This is a genomic window from Lentzea sp. CA-135723 (genome assembly GCF_050936595.1).
Taxonomy (GTDB): domain Bacteria; phylum Actinomycetota; class Actinomycetes; order Mycobacteriales; family Pseudonocardiaceae; genus Lentzea.
Map to the genome: position 1 here is coordinate 349,500 of NZ_JBNJMK010000002.1, position 18,811 is coordinate 368,310.

Below are 18,811 nucleotides of genomic sequence, written 5' to 3' on the forward strand. Positions count from 1 at the left end.
AGTAGAGAGAAGTTCCCATGAGCAACGGTGCTCCGGGTCGTCCGGGGTCACCTGGGGCCGACCTGAACGTGGTGTCGTCGAAGATCGTCGTCGCGGGTGGGTTCGGTGTCGGCAAGACGACGTTCGTCGGGTCGGTCTCCGAGATCACCCCGCTGACGACCGAGGCCGTGATGACCCAGGCGTCGGTCGGCGTCGACGACCTGTCCCACGTGCCGGACAAGGTGACCACCACGGTGGCCATGGACTTCGGCCGCGTGTCGCTGGACAAGGACCTGATCCTGTACCTGTTCGGCACGCCCGGTCAGCACCGGTTCTGGTTCATGTGGGACGACCTGGTCCGCGGCGCGATCGGCGCCGTGGTCATGGTCGACACCCGGCGCATCGACGAGGCGTTCGCACCCATCGACTTCTTCGAGGACCGCGACCTGCCGTACGTGATCGCGGTGAACTGCTTCGACGGCCTCATGCACCACCGGGCCGAGGAGATCAGGGACGCCCTGACCATCTCCGCGTCGGTGCCGATCATCCCGTGCGACGCGCGGAACCGGCAGTCGACGAAGCAGATCCTCATCGCGTTGGTGGAGCACGCGCTGCGCCAGCCGTCGTTCGCCTAGAGGACCGCACTCCCGCGGAAAGAAGGCCGGTGTCCAGGGGACGCCGGCCTTTTCGCGTTGCGCCGTAACCCTTCCGGCGAACCCGGCGATGACCTCCTCGGAGTCACCGAACTCGGGAGGGGGCGAGCCAGGTGGGCAACCGCTTGAGCACAGCCGTGAAGAGCCCGTGGTTTCTGCTGGCCGGTGTCGTCGTCGCCGCTCTGTCCCTCGTCGTGGCGATCACCGGCCCCGCGTCCGAGGTCAGCAAGAACCGGACCGAGGTGAAGAGCCTCGTCGCCGAACCCGTCAACAGCCCGTCCGTGACCGAGTTCGCGCTGCCTCTCGACACACCGCTCGACCAGTTGCCGCAGACCGACGCCGGTTTCTTCTGCGACACCGGCATGATCGAGTGGCTGCGCCGGTTCGGGACGGAAGTGCCGCCCTACGAACAGATCTCCATCCGCAGCGCGGCCGAGGACGGCGCGATGCTGGTCGTCGACAACCTGCGCGCGGTGGACGTGAACCGGTACGAACCCCAGCCGGTCATGCACTTCCAGTGCCCTGACTCCGGCAACGCCGACACGGCGATCCTGGAGCTCCGGCTCGACCGGGACCGCGTCGCGCGGGAGCTCGTCAACGGCTCGTCGGACAACATCCGCCCGTTCGCGTTCAACCTGGAACCCGGTGAGCAGGGCAACCTGGAACTCCGGATGTGGAGCGACGACACCTATTCCTACTCGGGTCGCATCGTCGCCGACGTGACGACCGGAACGACGAAGGGGACGGTGTCCCTTCCCCTCAACGGTGAGGACTCCACGAAGTTCGACCGCGTCGGCCTCGGCAAGTACGGGCGTCTGGTCGTGGCGCCCGGACGGACGAAGACCGACTTCCTCTGCGAGCTGTACCCGGCCGGGTACAGCAGGTGGAGGCCGCGGGACGACGAGAGGGCCGAGGACTCGTTCGACTGCACGCTGGAGAAGGTGCGGTCGTTGCTCGCGGAGATCGGCGGCACGTCGTGAAGTGGGCGTGGGCGGCCGTGATCGCGACGATCGTGGTGGCAGCGGGGATCTTCGTCGTCCGCCAGGTCACCGCACCGGACTCCCCGGCCACGCCGAACGTCGGCGTGCAGACGATCACGAGAACGCCGGACCCCGTGTCCACGACCACCGCCGAGCCCGCGGACCCGGCGACCGAGGTCGTGACCGTGGTCGCCGTCGACCGCGCGGGCAACCCGGCGGCCGGATACCGGGTCACGGCGGGGGAGGAGGTGGACAGCTGTCTGCCGTCCGGGACCGACACCGGGGTCGTCAGCTGTGCGCCGGCCGCGGCGGGTGCGAGCGTCTGCTGGGTCACGCCCGCGCCCGGCGTGCTGCTGTGCGGGGACGAACCGTGGGGGAAGTCGTTGCGGCGGATGACGACGGCCGAGCCGGTGAGCCGGACGCCGTCGGCCGGCGAGGCCGAACCCTGGGGGCTGGAGCTCGCCGACGGCGCGAAGTGCCAGCGGCGCAACGGGGGCGCGTGGGACGGCCGGTCGGACGGGTTGGTCGGCGCGTACTTCTGCGACCGGGAAGGCGAGTTCGTGCTCGCGGGTGACGGGCCGGTGGTGAACCGGACTGAGCCGGCCTGGACGGTGAAGACCGGAGGGCTGGGCGCGCAGGACGTGAGTTTTCCGCCGCCGGTCGACACGCGCGTGGTCAAGGCGTACTTCGCCGCCTCACCCTGACGGAGCGTTGCGCCGACCGGTCCATCAGAACCAGTCGCGTGTGAACAGTTATTCGCCCGTTCGGCGGCGGCCTGTTCGAGGCGGACGGTGGCCGGGAAGCCGGTCGTAGGGCACGTTCTCCCTTGCCACGCGCGGGTTCGGGGCAGCCGGGGTGGTGATCACCTACGAACGCCCTTGATCGTGTCAGCGTCGCTTCACACTTGACTCTTCTTGTGCGCCAACACCTCGGCGATACAGTCGGTGGGCAATCACCCTGCATTGCGAGGAGATTCCTGTGTCCCTGCGGAAAACAATCGGTGTGGCGGCCAGCGTGGCCGCCCTCTCGGTCGGCCTCATCGGTACCGCTGAAGCCGCGCCCCGCACGCTGTACTACAACTCCGCCGGCGCCGCCGAGTTCGTCTCGGCCGTCGACGCGGGTGCGAACGTGTGGAACACGCAGCTGCCGAACACCGTCAAGCTGGTGAAGCGGAACAGCGGTTCCGTCAACATCACCATCGTCGCGGACAACGGCTGGCCCCGCGCCCAGACGACCAGCCTCGGCAACGGCCGCGTCTGGATGGGCCGCGAGGCCGTCAACGAGGGTCACAACACGACCCGGATCGCCGCGCACGAGCTCGGCCACATCCTGGGTCTGCCGGACCGCCGGACGGGGCTGTGCACCGACCTGATGTCCGGTGCGAGCGCCGGCACGTCGTGCACGAACGCCAACCCGAACGCCGCCGAGAAGGCCCAGGTCGTGCGGAACTTCGGTGGACGGGTGACCGTCCAGGCCACCACGTTCGAGGACGCGGCCTAGTACGCGGGTGAGCGGTCGTGGTCTCCCTGACGGCCACGACCGCTCAGCGCGACACCACCAGGTCCACGCCGAGCGCCCGCAGCTCGTCCGGGTCGCCGGGCCCGCCGATCACGTGCACGCCGGACCCGCGCAGCAGCGGTACCAGCAACGCCAGTCCCTGCCGCGCCAGCCGTTCCGACGGCGGCCGTGCCAGCCGGACACCCCAGATCTGGTTGCGGTCCACAGTGGACAGCCCGGTGAACCCGCCGCCGAACTCGTGCAGCAGCACGTGCACGCCCATGTCGTGCAGCACCTCGAGGTTCTCCTCGCCGTCCGGCATCGCCCGGACGTCCAGCGCCAGGAACAACGACGACGCCGGCAACGCGCAGGCCCGCAGGTTCGACCGCACGTGCGCGGCGAGGTCCTGGTCGCGCGACTGGTCGCGGGTGAGCCTGACCAGCACCGGCTCGCCGCGTGAGCACGCGTCCTGCAGCACCATCTGCCCGATCCGCGACGCGAGACCGAGTGCGTCCGCGCAGGCCGCCACCTCGTCGTGCCCGGTGGCGCCCCACCGCAGCGAGGCCTCCACGAAGGCCTGCTCTCCCGAGACCCACGACACCGGCGAGTACTCCACGGTGATCTCGCCGTTCTCGAAGGCGCCGGGCATCGCGGCGATGCGCCCGTATCTCTCCCTGTCGGCGATGTCGGCCTCGTGGTCGTAGAGAGCCCACTGCCGCTTGCCCCCGGCTTCGGCCCTGCGCAACGTCGAGTGCGCGCGCCGCAACAGGGTCGTCGGGCTCGCACCGTGGCCCGCGGTGTGCACGAACCCGATCGACGTCGACACCGCGACACCCGCGCCCTGCAGGTACACCGGCTCGGACAACTCCTCGTCGATCATCGCGGCCAGCGCCGCGACGTCGGGGGAGCCGTGGATCAGCACCACGAACTCGTCGCCGCCGACCCGCGCCACCACGGCGTCCGGCAGCACGGCCCGCAACCGCCGCGCCACCTCGACCAGCACGGCGTCCCCCGCCACGTACCCGAGGCCGTCGTTGACGATCGTGAGGCTGTCGACGTCCAAGTACCCCAGCGTGTACGGCTCACCGGTGGCGAGCGCGGACTCCAGCTTGTCGGTGAACGACGCCCGGTTCGGCAGCCCCGTCAGCAGGTCCGTCAACGACTGGTGCCGCAGCCACTCCTGCAGCATCCGCTGCTCGGTGACGTCCTCGACCAGCGCGACGTGGAACTTCGGCAGCCCGTCCGACCCGCGCAGCACCGACAGCACGACGTTGGCCCACACCGTGTCACCGCCGGCCTGGGTGAGCTCCCACTCCCGCCTGTCGGTGTCCACAGAGGACTCGATCATGCGCTTGCACACCGCGGCCAACGACACCGCGTCGGGTTCGGCGAACAGCTCCTTCGGCATCTCCTCGTGCCCCAGGATGGCCGCCAGCGCCTCGTTCGCCTCCACGACCGAGCCGTGCAGGTCGAAGATCGCGATGCCCACCGCCGTCGTCGCGAAGACCTGGGCGAACCGGGCCTCGCTGTCGTGCAGGTCGCGCTGCGCGTCCTCGACGGCCTTCAGCAGCGAGTCCCTGACCTTCTCCTGCTCGGCGAACAACTGGTCGCGCGTCGCCCGCACGTACCCGGACGCGAGCGCGGCGGTCGTCTCGGGCGGGAACTCCGGCCCGAGCACCTCCAGCGTCCGCCGCAACGAGTCGGGGCCGGTGAAACGCTTGCGCACCAACCATTCCCCGATGGCCACCGCCGCCTGCCCGGCACGCAGCCGGGCGGCGTGTTCGTCGAGGTGCTGCGTGAGCTTCCGCCGGGACATCGGCGAGTACGCGCTCTCGATCAGAACAGCCGCCCAGCGCTGTGCGAGGGGCGATGCGGCCATCAGGGCTTGCGACCCACCGCGGCGTAGAGGTTCGCCTTCGACGGTTCGTCGCCGACGTCCTCGGGGGACTCGGGCCGCCACTCGGGCGTGAACACGATGCCGGGCGCCACGATCTCCGTGCCCGCCAACATGTTCGCGACCTGCTCCTTGGTGCGCGGCGTGATCGGCTCCGCGGTCTTCGCGAAGATCTCCGCGCCGGCCGCCATGGCCGCGGGCATGCTGTCGGCGGTGAAGTGCGACAGCGCCAGGTAGGACCCGGAGGGCAGCGATTCCACGTAGCGGGACAATACGCCCCACGGGTCGTCCGAGTCGGGGATGAACTGGAGGACACCGACGACGAGCAGCCCGACGGGCTGGGTGAAGTCGAGGTGTTCCCTGGCCTGCGCGACGACCTTCTCCGGTTCGCGCAGGTCGGCGAGCAACGCCGTCACGTCCGGCTCGGCGGAGAGCATCAGCTCGGCGTGCGTGATCGCGACGGGTTCGAAGTCGACGTAGACGACCTTCGAGTCGGCGGCGACCTCGTGCGCCACCTCGTGCACGTTGCCGACCGTCGGGATGCCCGACCCGAGGTCGAGGAACTGCCGGATCCCGAGCCCGGCCAGTTCCAGAACGGCCCTGCGCAGATAAGAGCGGTTCAGCCGGGCCATCGCCCGCACGGGCAGAACCCTGATCAGCTCCTCCGCCGTCGTGCGGTCCGCCTCGAAGTTGTGACCGCCGCCGAGCAGGTAGTCGTAGATCCGGGCGGAACTCGGGACGTCGACGTTGACACCGTCCGGTACCCAGCTGACTCGATCGACCACAGCAGCACACCTCTCGCGATGCGAATTCTGAGCGTGCACAACCCTACTGGCGGCAGGTGTGGGCCGAATGAGGGAATTCACCCTTCACACGAATGGCCAGGACCTGTCCTGCGAGTTCGTCAGGTGAGAGACGCGGGCGAGAGTCCCGGAGGCGGTGCCGCCGCGACGGCCTCATACCGGGCGTATTCGGGTGTCGCGGCGGTATCGCCTCCGGGGCCCTCGGCCGCCGCTCTCGCCCGGCGAGACTTGCGGGACAGGGCCTGGTCAGAGGATGAACCAATCGGTGCAACCGGTGGCGAACCGGAACTTCACCGGCCCCCGCGGCGCCACCCCCATCACGAACGTCCCCAGCTCGTCCACGTCGGCCGTCTCGTGGTCGCCGTTCGGCGTCACGAGCGTGACCGGCCCGGACGCCGGCACCAGCTGCCCGGTCACCCCGGCCGCCGACACCTCGACCTGCAACATCACGCCGTCCGCGTCGAACACCAACTGCCGCGCTGTGGCTGTGGACCGCGCACGGGCGAACAACGTGTCGTCGAGAACGGAGTCGTACGACGTGATGAGCAGCAGCTCCTCGTCGATGTTCCGCCAGGTGAAGGCGGCCTTCGCGGCCTCCACGAACTCCGGCGGAACGTCCTCGGAAGGTGTGCTCAACGCGTCGCGCAAGGCGTCGAGCAGTACTTCGTCACTGTCCCAGTCGTGCCGCACCCAGCACACCTCCTCTCTTCACCGGAGACCCCAGGAACGCTGAGAGCGCGGGGGTCTTCCGCAGTTTCTCCAGGCAACGTATCCGCGTCGGGCCGATGCTGCCGACCGGCATCGCGAGCTCTTCGCTCACGACCTGGTAGCTCGGCGGCGGATCGGTCATCAGCTTCGTCAGCAACCGCTTGCACTGGTCGGTGAGCTCCGCGAACCCGTCCCGCAACGCCTGCCGCCGCTCCACCGCCAGCAGGTCGGCCTCCACGTCCGCGTCCACCTGTTCCGCCTCCAGAGCGTCCGATTCGGACAGAGGGTCGTACAGGTGCGTCCGCTGCTGCACGCGCAGCACGCGCAGGCACTCGTTGCGGGTCGTCGTCATGATCCAGCCGGGCAGCGCCTCCGGCTCGCGGAGCCGTCCGATCTGCTCCACGAGCCGCAGCCACAGCGTCTGGTTCACGTCGGCCGCATCCGAAGGGCGCAGCCGGTGCTTGTAGATCACCGACACCACCAGCGGCGTGTAACGGTCCACGATCTCGTTCCACGCCGACTGGTCGCCCTCGGCCGCCGCGCTCACGAGCGCGGCGATCGGGGATGCAGAGGTCACGTCGACTCCTTGCGGTCACAACTGGCGGAGGCCGAGGTTGCCTCGCAGATACAACTATTTGACGAAAATTCCGTAGCCGGGGTGGAAGACCGGCCCGGAGAGCAGCTTGTCACGTGCCTGACGTGCGTCGACGCCCTCGGACACCATCGTGGCGGCGATCCGGCCGGTGACCAGGGGAGCGGCGAACGACGTGCCGTACCAGTACGCCCACAGCGCGAACGGCGTGGCGGACGCCTCGCCGGGCAGCTGCCACTCGCCCTTGAGGTAGGTCGAGGCGCGGTTGCCGATCGCGCACGCGTCGACCCAGTGGCCCCAGTTCGAGTAGAACGCCGGGGCGAGCGAGCCGTCGCGTTCCTGCTGGGCGGCGGCCACGGCGGTGACCCCGCACAGCGCGGCGGGCCAGCTCGGCCGTTGCGTGCCCTGGTTGCCGGCGGAGGCGACCACGACGATGTCGTCGGGCAGCGCCTCGATGGTGCGCCGGAACGGTTCGGACGCCACGTCGTCCTCGGTGAAGCAGCCCAGCGACAGGTTGAGGACGTTGATCTTCTTGCGGCCCAGCTCGGTGATCTTGCGGCAGATCCGCTCCTCGTCCCCGAACCCGTTGGGGTCGAGGCCGGCCTCCGGGTCGAACGTGACGCCGGGCGCCGCGTTCTGGATGACGCCCGCGACGAACGTGCCGTGCCCGCCCTGCAACGCGAAGTTGTCGCCGCTCGCGTAGGCGGGGTCGACGTCGTCCGCCTCCTTGGCGTAACGGCCGTCGAACCACTCGGAGTGCTCGCTGCTCGCGCCCTGCGAGATGCCGGTGTCGATGATGCCGACCCGGACGTCCTTCAGCCGCTCGTCGATCTTCGGCGCGACCACCGGGTCTGTCGGATATGGACGGTCGCCGGGGTTGCCCATCACCAGGCCGCCGTGCCCGACGACCACGTGGTGCGGCTGCACGAGCGGCACGCGTTCGTTCGGCCAGGTCCGCTGGTCGCGCAACAGGCGAACAATGCGCGGAATGTCCTCGGCGTTGTTCGGCAACGTCAATCGTGCCAATCCGGCGAATCCCTCGCCGGGCCGCGCGACGATGTTGTTTTCGCGCAGCTTTTCGACCACGCGTTGTTGGTCCTCGGCTCCGACGAGCAACTGCCCCGGCCGATAAAGGAATTCACGCCCGCGTTCGGCGTGGAAGCTGATGTTCTTGTCCTCGGCGATGAGCTGCAGGAAAGCTCTTTGGTAAAGCTCCGCGCTTTCTGGCGTTTTCGACACCACGGCCTCACTAAAGCAGCGTTGACGGGCACCCCGACCGAGCTTGATCAAGCTACCACAGCGGATAAAGTGTTGCCGTGACCGACTTTTCCGCAGAGGACGCGCTGGAGGCCAGGCAGCGCAACCCGCGCGCCGCCGTGGAGATGGCGCGCGCGGTCCTCCGTGCGACGGAAGATCGTTCGGAATGGTCGATCGCCGAGCGTGCCATCGGCCTCGCGCTGCGTGAGATGCACGACTTCCCCGGCGCGGCACGGCATCTGCGCCGCTCGATCCGCATCGCGTCCGACGCCGCGCTGCCGCGCCTGGAAGCCTTGGCGCAGATGAGCCTCGCGTGGGTGCTCGCCTACACGGGCAAGCAGAAGGCCGCGCTGACGTTGCTGGACGACGCGATGCCGGAGCTGTCCGGCGCGGACTCGGTGGCCGCGTTGATGCAACGCGGCGTCGTCTTCCACTACCTGACCCGCTACGACGACGCGCAGCGCGACTACACCGCCGCCATCGCGGGCGCCCGTCGCGTGGGGGACCAACTGGTCGAAGCGCGCGCACTCAACAATCGCGGGCTCGTGCGCGCGTACGTCGGCAACATGCGTGAGGCGTCGGCCGACTTCTCCCTGGCCGCGTCGTTGCTGGGCGAGCTGGGCCAGGAGCTCGGCGTCGCCGACGTCAACTGGAACGCGGGCATCATGGCCACCCGCGGCGGTGACGTGCCCGCCGCGCTGTCGTTGTTCGACAAGGCGGAGGAGGTCCACCGCCGCCTCGACGTCATGCGCCCGGTGCTGTTGGTGAACCGCCTCGAACTGCTGGTCTCCGTGCCGTTGCTGGACGAGGCCCGTGCCGCCGCCGACCGCGCGATCGTCGAGCTGAAGGCGTTGAAGAACCCCCTGGGCGTGTCGGAGGCGCTGTACTTCCGCGCCCGGATCGCCCTGCTGGACGACGATCCCGACGCCGCCAACTCGTTCGCCGCCGAGGCCCGCCGCCGGTTCCGCCGCGAGCAACGGCTGCTGTGGGCCGCCGGCGCGCGTTATCTGGAGCTGCACGCGGCCGTGCTGCGCGGCGACCGCTCCCGGCCGTTGCGACTCGCTCTGTCGCGGGTGGCCACGGAGCTGGACGCGATGGACTGGCGGCTGCCGGCCCTGGAGGCCCGCATCGACGCCGGGCTGGTCGCCGCCGACCTCGGCCACCGCGCCCGCGCCGTGACGGAGCTGTCGGTCGCCGCCGCCGCACGGTCGCGCGGCCCTGCTGGACTGCGCGTGCGCGGCTGGTACGCGGAAGCGTTGCGGCGCAAGCTCTCCGGTGACGTCAGGGGCACCTCGTCCGCGCTGCGGCGGGGCATCGGGCTGCTCGACGAGTACCGGGTGTCGCTGGGCGCGGCCGAGTTGCGTGCCTCCGCCGGTGTGCAGGGGCAGGCGCTGGCGGCCGAGGGGCTGGCGCTCGCGATGGCGTCGGGCAGCGCCTCGCGGGTGTTGTCGTGGACCGAGACCTGGCGGGCCGGGGCGTTGCGGATGAAGTCGGTGTCCCCGCCGGACGACCCCCGCCTGGAGGACGCCCTCGCGTCCCTGCGCGCGGTCTCCGCCGACGTGGAATCCGCCGTGCTGGCAGGGAAACCCGCCGGTTCGTTGCGCGCCAAGCTGGTCCGCGCCGAGCAACGTGTCCGCGACCTCACCCGCCAGACCTCCGGCGAGGTCTCGGTCTTCAAGCCCCCGCCCGTCGCCTCGCTGGCCGCGGCGCTGGGCTCGTCGGCCCTGATCGAGTTCGTGGAGCACGACGGCTCGCTGCTCGCCGTGGTCCTGGCGGGCGGCCGCGCCACCCTGCACTCCCTGGGGCCGGTCGACGGCGTGGTCCGCGAGATCCGCCTGCTCCGGTTCGCGTTGCACCGCCTGGTGACCCTGCCGCCCCAGCTGCCGAACCTCGCCGTGGCACGGTCTTCGGCCTCGCACGCGGCCGCGTTGCTGGCCCGCCGCCTGCTGGAACCCCTCTCCGGGCGCATCGACGGCAGGCCGCTGGTGGTCGTTCCGACCGGCGCCCTGAACGGCCTGCCGTGGGCCGTGCTGAACCGCCAGGTCACCGTCGCCCCGTCCGCCTCGGTGTGGCTGCGCGCCTGGTCCGTCCCGGACGCCGCGGGCGACGCCGTGCTCGCCGCCGGACCCCGGATGGCCGCCGCCCCCACCGAGATCAAGGCCATCAGCGCCCACGTCCCCGGCCGGGTCCTGGTGGACGCCGAGGCCACGGTGAGCGCCGTGGCGTCCTCAATGGACGGTGCCGCGCTGGCGCACATCGCCGCGCACGGCTCGTTCCGCGTGGACAACCCGCTCTTCTCCGCGCTGGAACTCGCGGACGGCCCGCTGACCGTCTACGACATCGAACGCCTGCGCCGCCCACCGACGCGGGTCGTGCTGTCGGCGTGCGACACGGGCCAGTCCGCCGTGCGCCCCGGCGACGAGCTGATGGGCTTCACGGCCGCGCTGCTCGGCCTGGGCACCCGCACGTTGATCGCGCCGGTGGTCCCGGTGCCGACCGACGGCACCGCCCCGGTCATGGTGGAGCTGCACCAGAAACTCGCCGCCGGCATGGCCCCGGCCGAAGCCCTGGCCGCCGTGCAACGAGCAGCGGTTGACGACGCCGCCTACGCCGCGGCAGTGGGGTTCGTCTGTTTCGGCGCGGGGTGATGGAGGGTCTCCAACGTCCATCTCTTCGGTTGGACTTGGCCCCAAACGGTGCTGCGGCGGGTGGAATCGGCCCTACTTTCCTGACATGCCAGTACGAGCCTCCACGGTGCGCGGCCGCGAGTTCGCCGCGCTGGTCCGCGCGGCGGTCGATGCGACGGGGATGTCGCACCGCGCCATAGCCGAAGTGTTGGGGTGGGATCCGCAGAAGCTCTCGGACCTGCTCACGGGAAAGGGCGGGGTGACCGAGGTCGACTTCGCCCGCCTGCTCGGCCTCTGCCGGGTGAAGGAAGAAGAGTTCGACCACCTCATGACCCTGTTCAAGGTGTCACGGGACAAGGGGTGGTGGCAGCACTACCCCGGTGTTCTGCCGATCAAGATGCGGACGCTCGTCGAGCACGAGGCGGTCGTGAGCGAGCTGTACAGCTGGCACCTGACGCTGGTGCCGGGCCTGTTGCAGATCCCCGACTACATGCGGCCGCTGTACGAGGTGTGGCCCAAGATCGAGGCCAAGGACATCGCGCTGCGGGTGGAGGCACGAGTCGCCCGGCAGCAGATCCTGGACGGGACGCGGAAGTTCTTCTTCTTCGTGCACGAGCAGGCGTTGATGCTGCCGGTGGGTGGCGAGGACGTGTGGCGCGACCAGTTGCACCACGTGCTGCGCATGTCGGTGCGGCCGAACATCACCATCCGGGTCGTCCCGACGCGGATCGGCGCGCACGCCGGCGCGATGGGCGAGTTCAGCCTGATGAAGTTCAAGAAGATCCCGCCCGTCGTCTACACGGACACGATGAACTCGGGGATCTTCATGGAGGACAAGGCGTCCGTCGACCTCTACACGGACATCCTGAAGTCCCTGGCTGGGGTGGCCTTGGATGCGGAACAATCGAGGAGGTTGATCACCGACATCGTGTCCTGAGGAGGCCACCGTGTGGCGCAAGAGCAGCTACAGCCCCGACGGCAACAACTGCGTGGAGATCGGCGCGGGGATCGGTGTCCGGGACAGCAAGGCTCCTGCGGCGCACATCCCGGTGTCCGCACGGGCGTGGGAGGCGTTCCTGGACTCCGCCAAGGGTGACCGCTTCCGGAACTGACGCGTTTCGCTTATGGTTGCTCGCCATGACAACGAGGTCGTGGTGGGGCTGGGGCACCGTCGAGGACGCCGTCACCCCGGAGGAACGCCGTGCGCTGGTCGACCGGGTGCGGGCGGTGCTGCCGGACGCGGACCTGACGTTCCACGAGCCACCCGACCCGGCCTCGCTCGGCGTGCCGGAGCCGCGCGTCGAACCGTCCGCGCTGTTCTCGACCGATCCCGTCGACCGGCTCGCGCACGCCCGTGGCCAGGCCTACCGGGACGTGACGCGCAACCTCGCCGGGGACGTCGGCCCGGTGCCCGACGCCGTCGCGCGGCCGCGCACCGAACAAGATGTCGTGGACGTGCTGGACTGGTGTTCTGCCCACGACGTCGCGGTGATTCCGTTCGGTGGCGGCACTTCCGTCGTCGGTGGCGTCGAACCCCGTGACCTGGACCGGGTCGTGACGCTGGACCTCGGCCACCTCGACCGGGTGCTGGAGGTCGATCCGACGAGCCGGGCGGCGCGGATCCAGGCGGGCGTGCTCGGGCCGTCGCTCGAAGCGCAGCTCAAGCCGCACGGCCTGACGTTGCGGCACTTCCCTCAGTCGTTCGAGTTCTCGACGCTCGGCGGCTGGCTCGCCACCCGCGCGGGCGGCCACTACGCCACGCTCTACACGCACATCGACGACCTGACCGAGTCGCTCAGGGTCGTGACGCCGCAAGGGATCTCCGAGTCGCGCCGCCTGCCCGGCTCGGGCGCGGGCCCGTCGCCGGACCGCCTCTTCCTCGGCTCCGAAGGCACCCTGGGCGTGATCACCGAGGCGTGGATGCGCCTGCAGTCACCGCCGGTTCATCGCGCTTCCGCCTCGGTGCGGTTCGCGTCGTGGGAACGTGCCGTCGAGGCGACGCGGCTGATCGCGCAGTCCGGCCTCAACCCGGCCAACTGCCGTCTGCTGGACCCCGCCGAGGCGTTCCTGAACGCCGGCTCGCCGCAGTCGGTGCTGGTGCTGGCGTTCGAGTCGGCAGACCACCCGGTGGACGCGCTGCTGGCGCGCGCTCTGGAGCTCTGCGGCGACGGCGAGGTCGTCGAAGGTGCCGCCGGACGATGGCGGAAGTCGTTCCTGCGCATGCCCTACCAGCGTGATGCGATGGCGCAGCACGGCATGATCACCGAGACGTTCGAGACGGCCTGCACCTGGGACCGCTTCCCCGTGCTGCACGCGGCCGTCGTCGAGGCGGCGACCAAGGCGTTGCAAGAGGTCTGCGGCGTCGGCATCGTCACGTGCCGCTTCACCCACGTCTACCCGGACGGCCCCGCGCCCTATTACGGCATCTACGCGCCGGGCCGCTGGGGCAGCCTCACCGAGCAGTGGGACGACATCAAGGCGGCCGTCTCCGAGGCGTTGATCAGCTCCGGCGGCACGATCACGCACCACCACGCCGTGGGCCGCGACCACATGCCCTGGTACACCCGCCAGCGGCCGGACGTCTTCCACGCGGCCCTGTCCGGGGCCAAGGCCGCGCTCGATCCTCAGGGCCTGCTCAACCCCGGCGTCCTCACCACACGATCGACCGCAGGATCAACGCCGCGATGAACACCACCGTGAACGCCAGGTCCAACCCGAACCCACCGAACCGCACCGGCGGCAACACCTTCCGCACCGGCGCCAGCACGGGCTCCGTCACGCTGTGCGTCACCCGCCGGACCTGCCACACCCAGTCGCCGCGCGCCTGCAGGGTGACAGCCCAGTCCACGATCATCCGGCCGATCATCACGAGGATGAACAGCGTCAACACCCAACCGACGATCCACCCGACCAAGCCGAACAACTCGGGCCTCCTTATGTCCTGTATGTCCATGAAGCCACACGAACCTGAGAGGCGCCTGGCAACTCGCTGAGACAGTATTCAGCGCATGGCGTACGACGAGGGCCTTGCCCACCGTCTCGGCGAGTCGCTCGGCGACCTCCCGGACCTCACCACGAAGAAGATGTTCGGCACCCTCGTCTTCCTGTGGCGGGGAAACATGCTGGTAGGAGCCCTGGGCTCGGACCTGCTGGCACGCGTCGGCCCGGAGGCCCAGGCCGACGCGCTCAGTGTGCCGGGCACGCGCGTGTTCGACTTCACCGGCAAACCGATGAGGGGCTGGGTCGTCGTGGACGGCGAGGCGATCTCGGAGGACGAGGCCCTCGACGACTGGATCGCGCGCTGCCGCGACTTCGTGGAAGCCCTGCCGCCGAAATGAGCGCCGAGGTGTGGGTCAGAACCTGACCAGCGGCCCTCCCGTGAAGAACTCGTAGACGAAGTTCACGAAGAAGAACCCGAAGAACACCACGTTCAGCACCAGGACCACGTGGTGCCACCACCGGGGCCGGGCAGGCCGCGGCAGCCGCGAGTTCAGGTACATCAACGCGAACGGGAACATCAGCGCGCCCAGGTTCGACATGTTCGCCGAGATCTGCACGAGCTCCACGGGCAGCGCGAGGTGCAGCGCGCCGGCGATGATCGCCAGCACCACCAGCATGAAGGGGTAGTAGAACCGGCGCGGGTCGTCCTCGATCCGGCGCCGCAACCGCGGTGAGACGGCGTGCATCGCGTCGGTGAAGTTCCGCACCAGCGCCTCGAAGATGCCGAGCTGCGTGGAGAAGAGCACCAGCACCCCGACGATGAGCATCAGGTAGAACATGCCCTGGCCGTAGAGCAGGCCGAGCTGCTCGGCGGAGAACGTCGGCACGTTCGCCGCCGTCGGCTGCTGACCGGACGTCGCGACGAGGTGCGCCATCAGCACGGTCGGCAGCAGCATGCCGAGCATCGCGCCGACGAAGAACACCGCCCACTGGTCGATCAGCAGCAGCCGGTACCAGCGGCGCCACAGCGAGGCGTTGGCCGGAGTGTCCACAAAGGTCACGCCGACCGGGCGCAGCTCCTGCTTGCCGCCGCGCAGGCCCGCGATGAACCCGACGTGGTGGCCCATGCCGTAGCCCTTGTCGCGGTAGTGGCTCATCGCGTACCAGTTCAGCCCGGACGCGAGCGCGGTGAAGCCGGCGAGGCCGCCGAGTTGCGTCGCCGTGATGCCGGCCGGAGGGGCGGCCGGGGTGATGAGGCCGCGGATCCCCTCCCACCACACGGAGAACGGCACGATCGCGACCGTCACGACGATCAGCACCAGCAGCAGCGAGCCGACGAGCACCCAGTTCGTCAGCTCCAGCGCTCTCGACACCTTGCGGGCGCCCGCCGTGATCAGGAAGACCACGACCAGCAGGCCGATCGCGAGCAGCCGCACGTACTCGATCTCGTCGGGGCGGTAGCCGCGGCCCGCGATCAGGGCGAAGAGCCCCTGTCCGGCGCCCGCCGCCCAGCCGCCGAAGATGAACGCGAAGTAGAACAACGCCAGCGACACCGGTACCCAGAACTTCCAGCCCGGCGGCACCCGGCCCCAGCCGACGACCGGGGTCTCGCCCGTCGCCACGACGTAACGGGCGATCTCCACGTTGTAGAACGTCTGCAGCAACGCCGACACCGTGATCACCCAGCCGATGCCGACGAAGCCGAACCTGCCGACCGCCTGCGGACCGAGCAGCCACTCGCCGCTGCCGATCGAGATGCCGAGCGCGATGAGGCTCGGGCCGATGACGAACTGGACCACCTGGACAGGTCCGAGCTTGCGGACCTTGAACACCTTCTCCGGTTCCGGCAGGTCCGCCACGTCCAGCGGCGGCCTGCTCACTCCGATCTGCATCGACGACACTGTCGACCTCCCGGCACTGCGGGGAACGGAATCCACCACTTTCCCGACGTTCCGGGCGACAGGTCAACACCTGCGCGTGATCCCGGCTTGTCCCTTTTCTCCCGACCTTCGGACGTGTCGTGCCGGAAATCGCGAACGTAGGTTCCCCTCGGGATTCCGAGGAGGGGAACACAAGTGCGAAGAGTTCTGGCGGGAGCAGCGGCGCTCGCGCTCATCAGCGCGGCCATGGTCACACCGGCCACCGCGACGCCGCCCGTGCAGCCCGAGGTCCAGGAGACGCGGCAGTCCGACGAGCAGCCGCACGAGCTGGAGGTGAAGCGCCGCGCGTTGAAGCAGCAGGCGCTCGCCGACGTGCTGACCGGTCAGGCCACGACCGAGAAGCGGGGCACCAGCACCGTCGCGAAGGTCGGCAAGAAGAAGGACAAGGACCAGTACGTCGAGCTCAAGCGGGAGAAGACCGACAAGATCTTCGTGATCCTGACGGAGTTCGGCAACGAGCGGCACCCCGACTACCCCGACCGCGACACGAACCCGGGCACGCCGGGGCCGCAGCGGTTCGACGGGCCGACGCACAACCAGATCCCCGAGCCCAACCAGGCCGTCGACAACACGACGATCTGGCGCAAGGACTTCAGCCAGAAGTACTTCCAGGACCTGTACTTCAGCCGCAAGAAGGACGCCAACTCCGTCGCGAACTTCTACGACAAGCAGTCGTCCGGCCGCTACACCGTCAACGGTCTCGTCACGGACTGGGTGAAGGTCAAGTACAACGAGGCCCGCTACGGTCGCAGCAACGGCTTCCCGTGCAACGACAACATCTGCAACAACTCGCGTGAGCTCATCAAGGACGCGGTGACGCAGTGGGTCGCCGACCAGAAGGCCGCCGGCAGGACCGACGCGCAGATCAAGGCGTCGCTGGCCGAGTACGACGTCTGGGACCGGTACGACTACGACAACGACGGCGACTTCAACGAGCCCGACGGCTACATCGACCACTTCCAGATCGTGCACGCGGGCGGCGACCAGGCCGACGGCGACCCGTTGCAGGGCGAGGACGCGCTGTGGAGCCACCGCGGGTACGCGTTCAAGAACTACACGACCGGTCCCGGCACCAACAAGCTCGGCGGCGCGCAGATCGGTGACACCGGCATCTGGGTCGGCGACTACACCGTGCAGCCCGAGAACGGCGGCGTGAGCGTCTTCGCGCACGAGTACGGCCACGACCTCGGCCTGCCGGACCACTACGACACCAACGGCGGCGCGAACGGCGTCAACTGGTGGTCGATCATGGCGCAGAACCGGGTCAACGCGCCCGGCGAGGCTCCCGGTGAGCGCGCCAACGAGTTCTCCGCGTGGGACAAGCTCCAGCTCGGCTGGCTCGACTACGAGGTCGCGGTCGCCGGTCAGGAACGCGTCTTCGAGCTCGGCCCGCACGAGTACAACAGCGCCAAGGCCCAGGGCCTCGTCGTCGTGCTGCCGGACATCTCGAAGAACTTCGACTACGGCGCCCCGTTCGCGGGCAGCAAGATGTGGTGGAGCGAGAAGGGCAACGACCTCGACCACTCCATGACGGCGCCTCTGGACCTGCGCGGCAAGACCAGCGCTTCCCTGACGCTGAAGGCGCGCTTCGACATCGAGGCCGACTACGACTACCTCTACGTCGAAGCGTCCAATGAGGACGGCAGCTGGACCCAGCTCGACGGCACCGCCGGCGGCGTCCCGTTCGCCCGCGACTCCGGCGACTCGCCCGCGATCTCCAGCTCGTCCGGCGGCCAGTGGGTCGACGTGAACGTGTCGCTGGACGCGTACGCCGGCAAGAACACCAAGCTCCGCTTCGCCTACCGCACCGACGGCGCGCTGGCGTTGCAGGGCTTCTTCGCCGACCAGATCGTGGTGACGGCGGACGGCGCTCCCGTGCTGACCGACGGCGGCGAGACGGCGGGCGTGTGGACCACCCGCGGGTTCCGCACGACCGAGGGCAAGGAGACGAAGACGTTCGACCAGTTCTACATCGCGTCGAACCGCACGTACGAGTCGTACGGCAAGTACAACCAGACCGGCCCGTACCGCTTCAGCTTCCCGGACAAGCCCGACTTCGTGGAGCACTTCCCGTACCAGGACGGCCTGCTGGTGTCGTTGTGGAACACCTCGTTCCTCGACAACAACGTCAGCGAGCACCCCGGTGAGGGCCTGATCCTGCCGATCGACGCCAACCCGGCACCTCTGTACAACCTGGAGGGCCAGCGCTGGTCGCCGACCGTCAGCGGCTACGACGCGCCGTTCGGCCTGCAGAAGTCGGACTCCTTCACGTTGCACGTCAACGGCAAGGCGTCCTACGTCCGCGGCCAGGCGGCCCAGCCGACGTTCGACGACACCAAGCAGTTCTGGTACGCCGAGCAGCCGAACGCGGGCGTGAAGCTGCCGGCCGTCGGCGTGGGTCTGCGCGTGCTGCGGCAGTCCGGCACGTCGATGACGGTGAAGTTGTTCAAGACTGCGTAGAACGCCCTTACGGGTAGGCTCCACCCGATGACAGCTGAGGAAATGCTGGCCGTCGCCGTCGAAGAGGCGCGGATGGGACTCGCCGAAGGCGGAATCCCCATCGGCGCGGCCCTCTTCGGCGGCGACGGCCGTCTGCTGGGCAGGGGCCACAACCGGCGCGTGCAGGACGGCGACGCCTCGATGCACGCCGAGACCTCGGCCTTCCGCAACGCGGGCCGCCAGCGCGGCTATCGCGGCACCACCATGGTCACGACGCTGTCGCCGTGCTGGTACTGCAGCGGCCTGGTCCGCCAGTTCGGCATCTCTCATGTGCTGATCGGCGAGGCCACGACGTTCTTCGGCGGCCACGAGTGGCTCGCCGAACACGGCGTGGGCATCACCGTCGTCGAGGACCCGGCGCTGATCGAGCTGATGACGACCTTCATCGCCGAGCGCCCCGAACTCTGGTACGAGGACATCGGCCAGGACTAGCGTGGGCGGC

General features: G+C 69.4%; 19 protein-coding genes. 12 read left to right on the plus strand and 7 right to left on the minus strand.

What is annotated here, in order from left to right; genetic code table 11:
• The first annotated feature begins 17 nt into the window (after positions 1-17).
• The 4 genes from ACQEU1_RS37590 (at position 18) to ACQEU1_RS37605 (ending at position 3,112) form a co-directional block, all read left to right on the plus strand.
• Positions 18-614 carry a GTP-binding protein gene (locus ACQEU1_RS37590; protein WP_285644521.1) on the plus strand — a complete coding sequence of 199 codons (597 nt, stop codon included), beginning with the start codon at positions 18-20 and terminating at the stop codon, positions 612-614.
• A gap of 143 nt (positions 615-757) precedes the next feature.
• Positions 758-1,612 (plus strand): hypothetical protein, encoded by an 855-nt coding sequence (locus ACQEU1_RS37595; RefSeq protein WP_433212986.1) that lies wholly within the window; start codon positions 758-760, stop codon positions 1,610-1,612.
• Positions 1,609-2,316, plus strand: coding sequence for a hypothetical protein (locus ACQEU1_RS37600; RefSeq protein ID WP_433212989.1), 708 nt, complete (start codon positions 1,609-1,611; stop codon positions 2,314-2,316). The genes ACQEU1_RS37595 and ACQEU1_RS37600 overlap by 4 nt, the downstream gene beginning before the upstream one ends.
• Before the next feature lie 274 nt (positions 2,317-2,590).
• Positions 2,591-3,112, plus strand: coding sequence for a snapalysin family zinc-dependent metalloprotease (locus ACQEU1_RS37605; RefSeq protein ID WP_433212992.1), 522 nt, complete (start codon positions 2,591-2,593; stop codon positions 3,110-3,112).
• A 43-nt stretch (positions 3,113-3,155) separates the two neighbouring features.
• On the opposite strand, the gene ACQEU1_RS37610 is transcribed toward ACQEU1_RS37605, so the two are convergent.
• From ACQEU1_RS37610 to ACQEU1_RS37630, 5 genes are all read right to left on the minus strand, one after another.
• Positions 3,156-4,988, minus strand: a complete 1,833-nt coding sequence (locus ACQEU1_RS37610; protein WP_433212995.1) for a diguanylate cyclase domain-containing protein — start codon at positions 4,986-4,988, stop codon at positions 3,156-3,158.
• On the minus strand, positions 4,988-5,788 hold the full coding sequence (locus ACQEU1_RS37615; RefSeq protein ID WP_433212998.1) for an SAM-dependent methyltransferase: 801 nt from the start codon (positions 5,786-5,788) through the stop codon (positions 4,988-4,990). Before ACQEU1_RS37615 ends, ACQEU1_RS37610 begins: the two co-directional genes overlap by 1 nt.
• Before the next feature lie 264 nt (positions 5,789-6,052).
• Positions 6,053-6,496: a hypothetical protein gene (locus ACQEU1_RS37620; protein ID WP_433213001.1), complete on the minus strand. Its 444-nt coding sequence runs from the start codon at positions 6,494-6,496 to the stop codon at positions 6,053-6,055.
• Positions 6,474-7,091, minus strand: coding sequence for an RNA polymerase sigma factor (locus ACQEU1_RS37625; RefSeq protein ID WP_433213004.1), 618 nt, complete (start codon positions 7,089-7,091; stop codon positions 6,474-6,476). Before ACQEU1_RS37625 ends, ACQEU1_RS37620 begins: the two co-directional genes overlap by 23 nt.
• 54 nt (positions 7,092-7,145) lie before the next feature.
• The gene (locus ACQEU1_RS37630) at positions 7,146-8,042 is read right to left on the minus strand and encodes a S8 family peptidase (protein WP_433213007.1); all 897 of its coding nucleotides are present in this window, start codon (positions 8,040-8,042) and stop codon (positions 7,146-7,148) included.
• On the opposite strand from ACQEU1_RS37630, the gene ACQEU1_RS37635 reads away from it, so the two are divergent.
• The 5 genes from ACQEU1_RS37635 (at position 8,022) to ACQEU1_RS37655 (ending at position 13,678) form a co-directional block, all read left to right on the plus strand.
• Positions 8,022-8,426, plus strand: a complete 405-nt coding sequence (locus tag ACQEU1_RS37635; protein WP_433213010.1) for a hypothetical protein — start codon at positions 8,022-8,024, stop codon at positions 8,424-8,426. The genes ACQEU1_RS37630 and ACQEU1_RS37635 overlap by 21 nt on opposite strands.
• Complete coding sequence (locus ACQEU1_RS37640) at positions 8,423-11,011, plus strand: CHAT domain-containing protein (RefSeq protein WP_433213013.1); 2,589 nt, start codon at positions 8,423-8,425, stop codon at positions 11,009-11,011. Before ACQEU1_RS37635 ends, ACQEU1_RS37640 begins: the two co-directional genes overlap by 4 nt.
• A gap of 85 nt (positions 11,012-11,096) precedes the next feature.
• On the plus strand, positions 11,097-11,927 hold the full coding sequence (locus ACQEU1_RS37645; RefSeq protein WP_433213016.1) for a helix-turn-helix domain-containing protein: 831 nt from the start codon (positions 11,097-11,099) through the stop codon (positions 11,925-11,927).
• 10 nt (positions 11,928-11,937) lie between these two features.
• The gene (locus ACQEU1_RS37650) at positions 11,938-12,102 is read left to right on the plus strand and encodes a DUF397 domain-containing protein (RefSeq protein ID WP_433213019.1); all 165 of its coding nucleotides are present in this window, start codon (positions 11,938-11,940) and stop codon (positions 12,100-12,102) included.
• A gap of 25 nt (positions 12,103-12,127) precedes the next feature.
• Positions 12,128-13,678: an FAD-binding oxidoreductase gene (locus tag ACQEU1_RS37655; RefSeq protein ID WP_433213022.1), complete on the plus strand. Its 1,551-nt coding sequence runs from the start codon at positions 12,128-12,130 to the stop codon at positions 13,676-13,678.
• Here ACQEU1_RS37655 and ACQEU1_RS37660 read toward each other — a convergent pair.
• Entirely contained in the window at positions 13,641-13,913 is a 273-nt protein-coding gene (locus ACQEU1_RS37660; RefSeq protein WP_433213025.1) for a YggT family protein, read from the minus strand. The two genes, ACQEU1_RS37655 and ACQEU1_RS37660, sit on opposite strands and share 38 nt — an antisense overlap.
• An 85-nt stretch (positions 13,914-13,998) precedes the next feature.
• Between ACQEU1_RS37660 and ACQEU1_RS37665 the strand changes: the two genes are divergently transcribed.
• Positions 13,999-14,328: a TfoX/Sxy family protein gene (locus tag ACQEU1_RS37665; RefSeq protein WP_433213028.1), complete on the plus strand. Its 330-nt coding sequence runs from the start codon at positions 13,999-14,001 to the stop codon at positions 14,326-14,328.
• 15 nt (positions 14,329-14,343) lie between these two features.
• On the opposite strand, the gene ACQEU1_RS37670 is transcribed toward ACQEU1_RS37665, so the two are convergent.
• Entirely contained in the window at positions 14,344-15,822 is a 1,479-nt protein-coding gene (locus tag ACQEU1_RS37670) for an Nramp family divalent metal transporter (RefSeq protein ID WP_433213031.1), read from the minus strand.
• A 183-nt stretch (positions 15,823-16,005) separates the two neighbouring features.
• Between ACQEU1_RS37670 and ACQEU1_RS37675 the strand changes: the two genes are divergently transcribed.
• Together ACQEU1_RS37675 and ACQEU1_RS37680 are read left to right on the plus strand one after the other, a co-directional pair.
• Positions 16,006-18,330: an immune inhibitor A domain-containing protein gene (locus tag ACQEU1_RS37675; RefSeq protein WP_433213034.1), complete on the plus strand. Its 2,325-nt coding sequence runs from the start codon at positions 16,006-16,008 to the stop codon at positions 18,328-18,330.
• 27 nt (positions 18,331-18,357) lie between these two features.
• On the plus strand, positions 18,358-18,801 hold the full coding sequence (locus ACQEU1_RS37680; RefSeq protein ID WP_433213037.1) for a nucleoside deaminase: 444 nt from the start codon (positions 18,358-18,360) through the stop codon (positions 18,799-18,801).
• Positions 18,802-18,811: the final 10 nt, after the last annotated feature.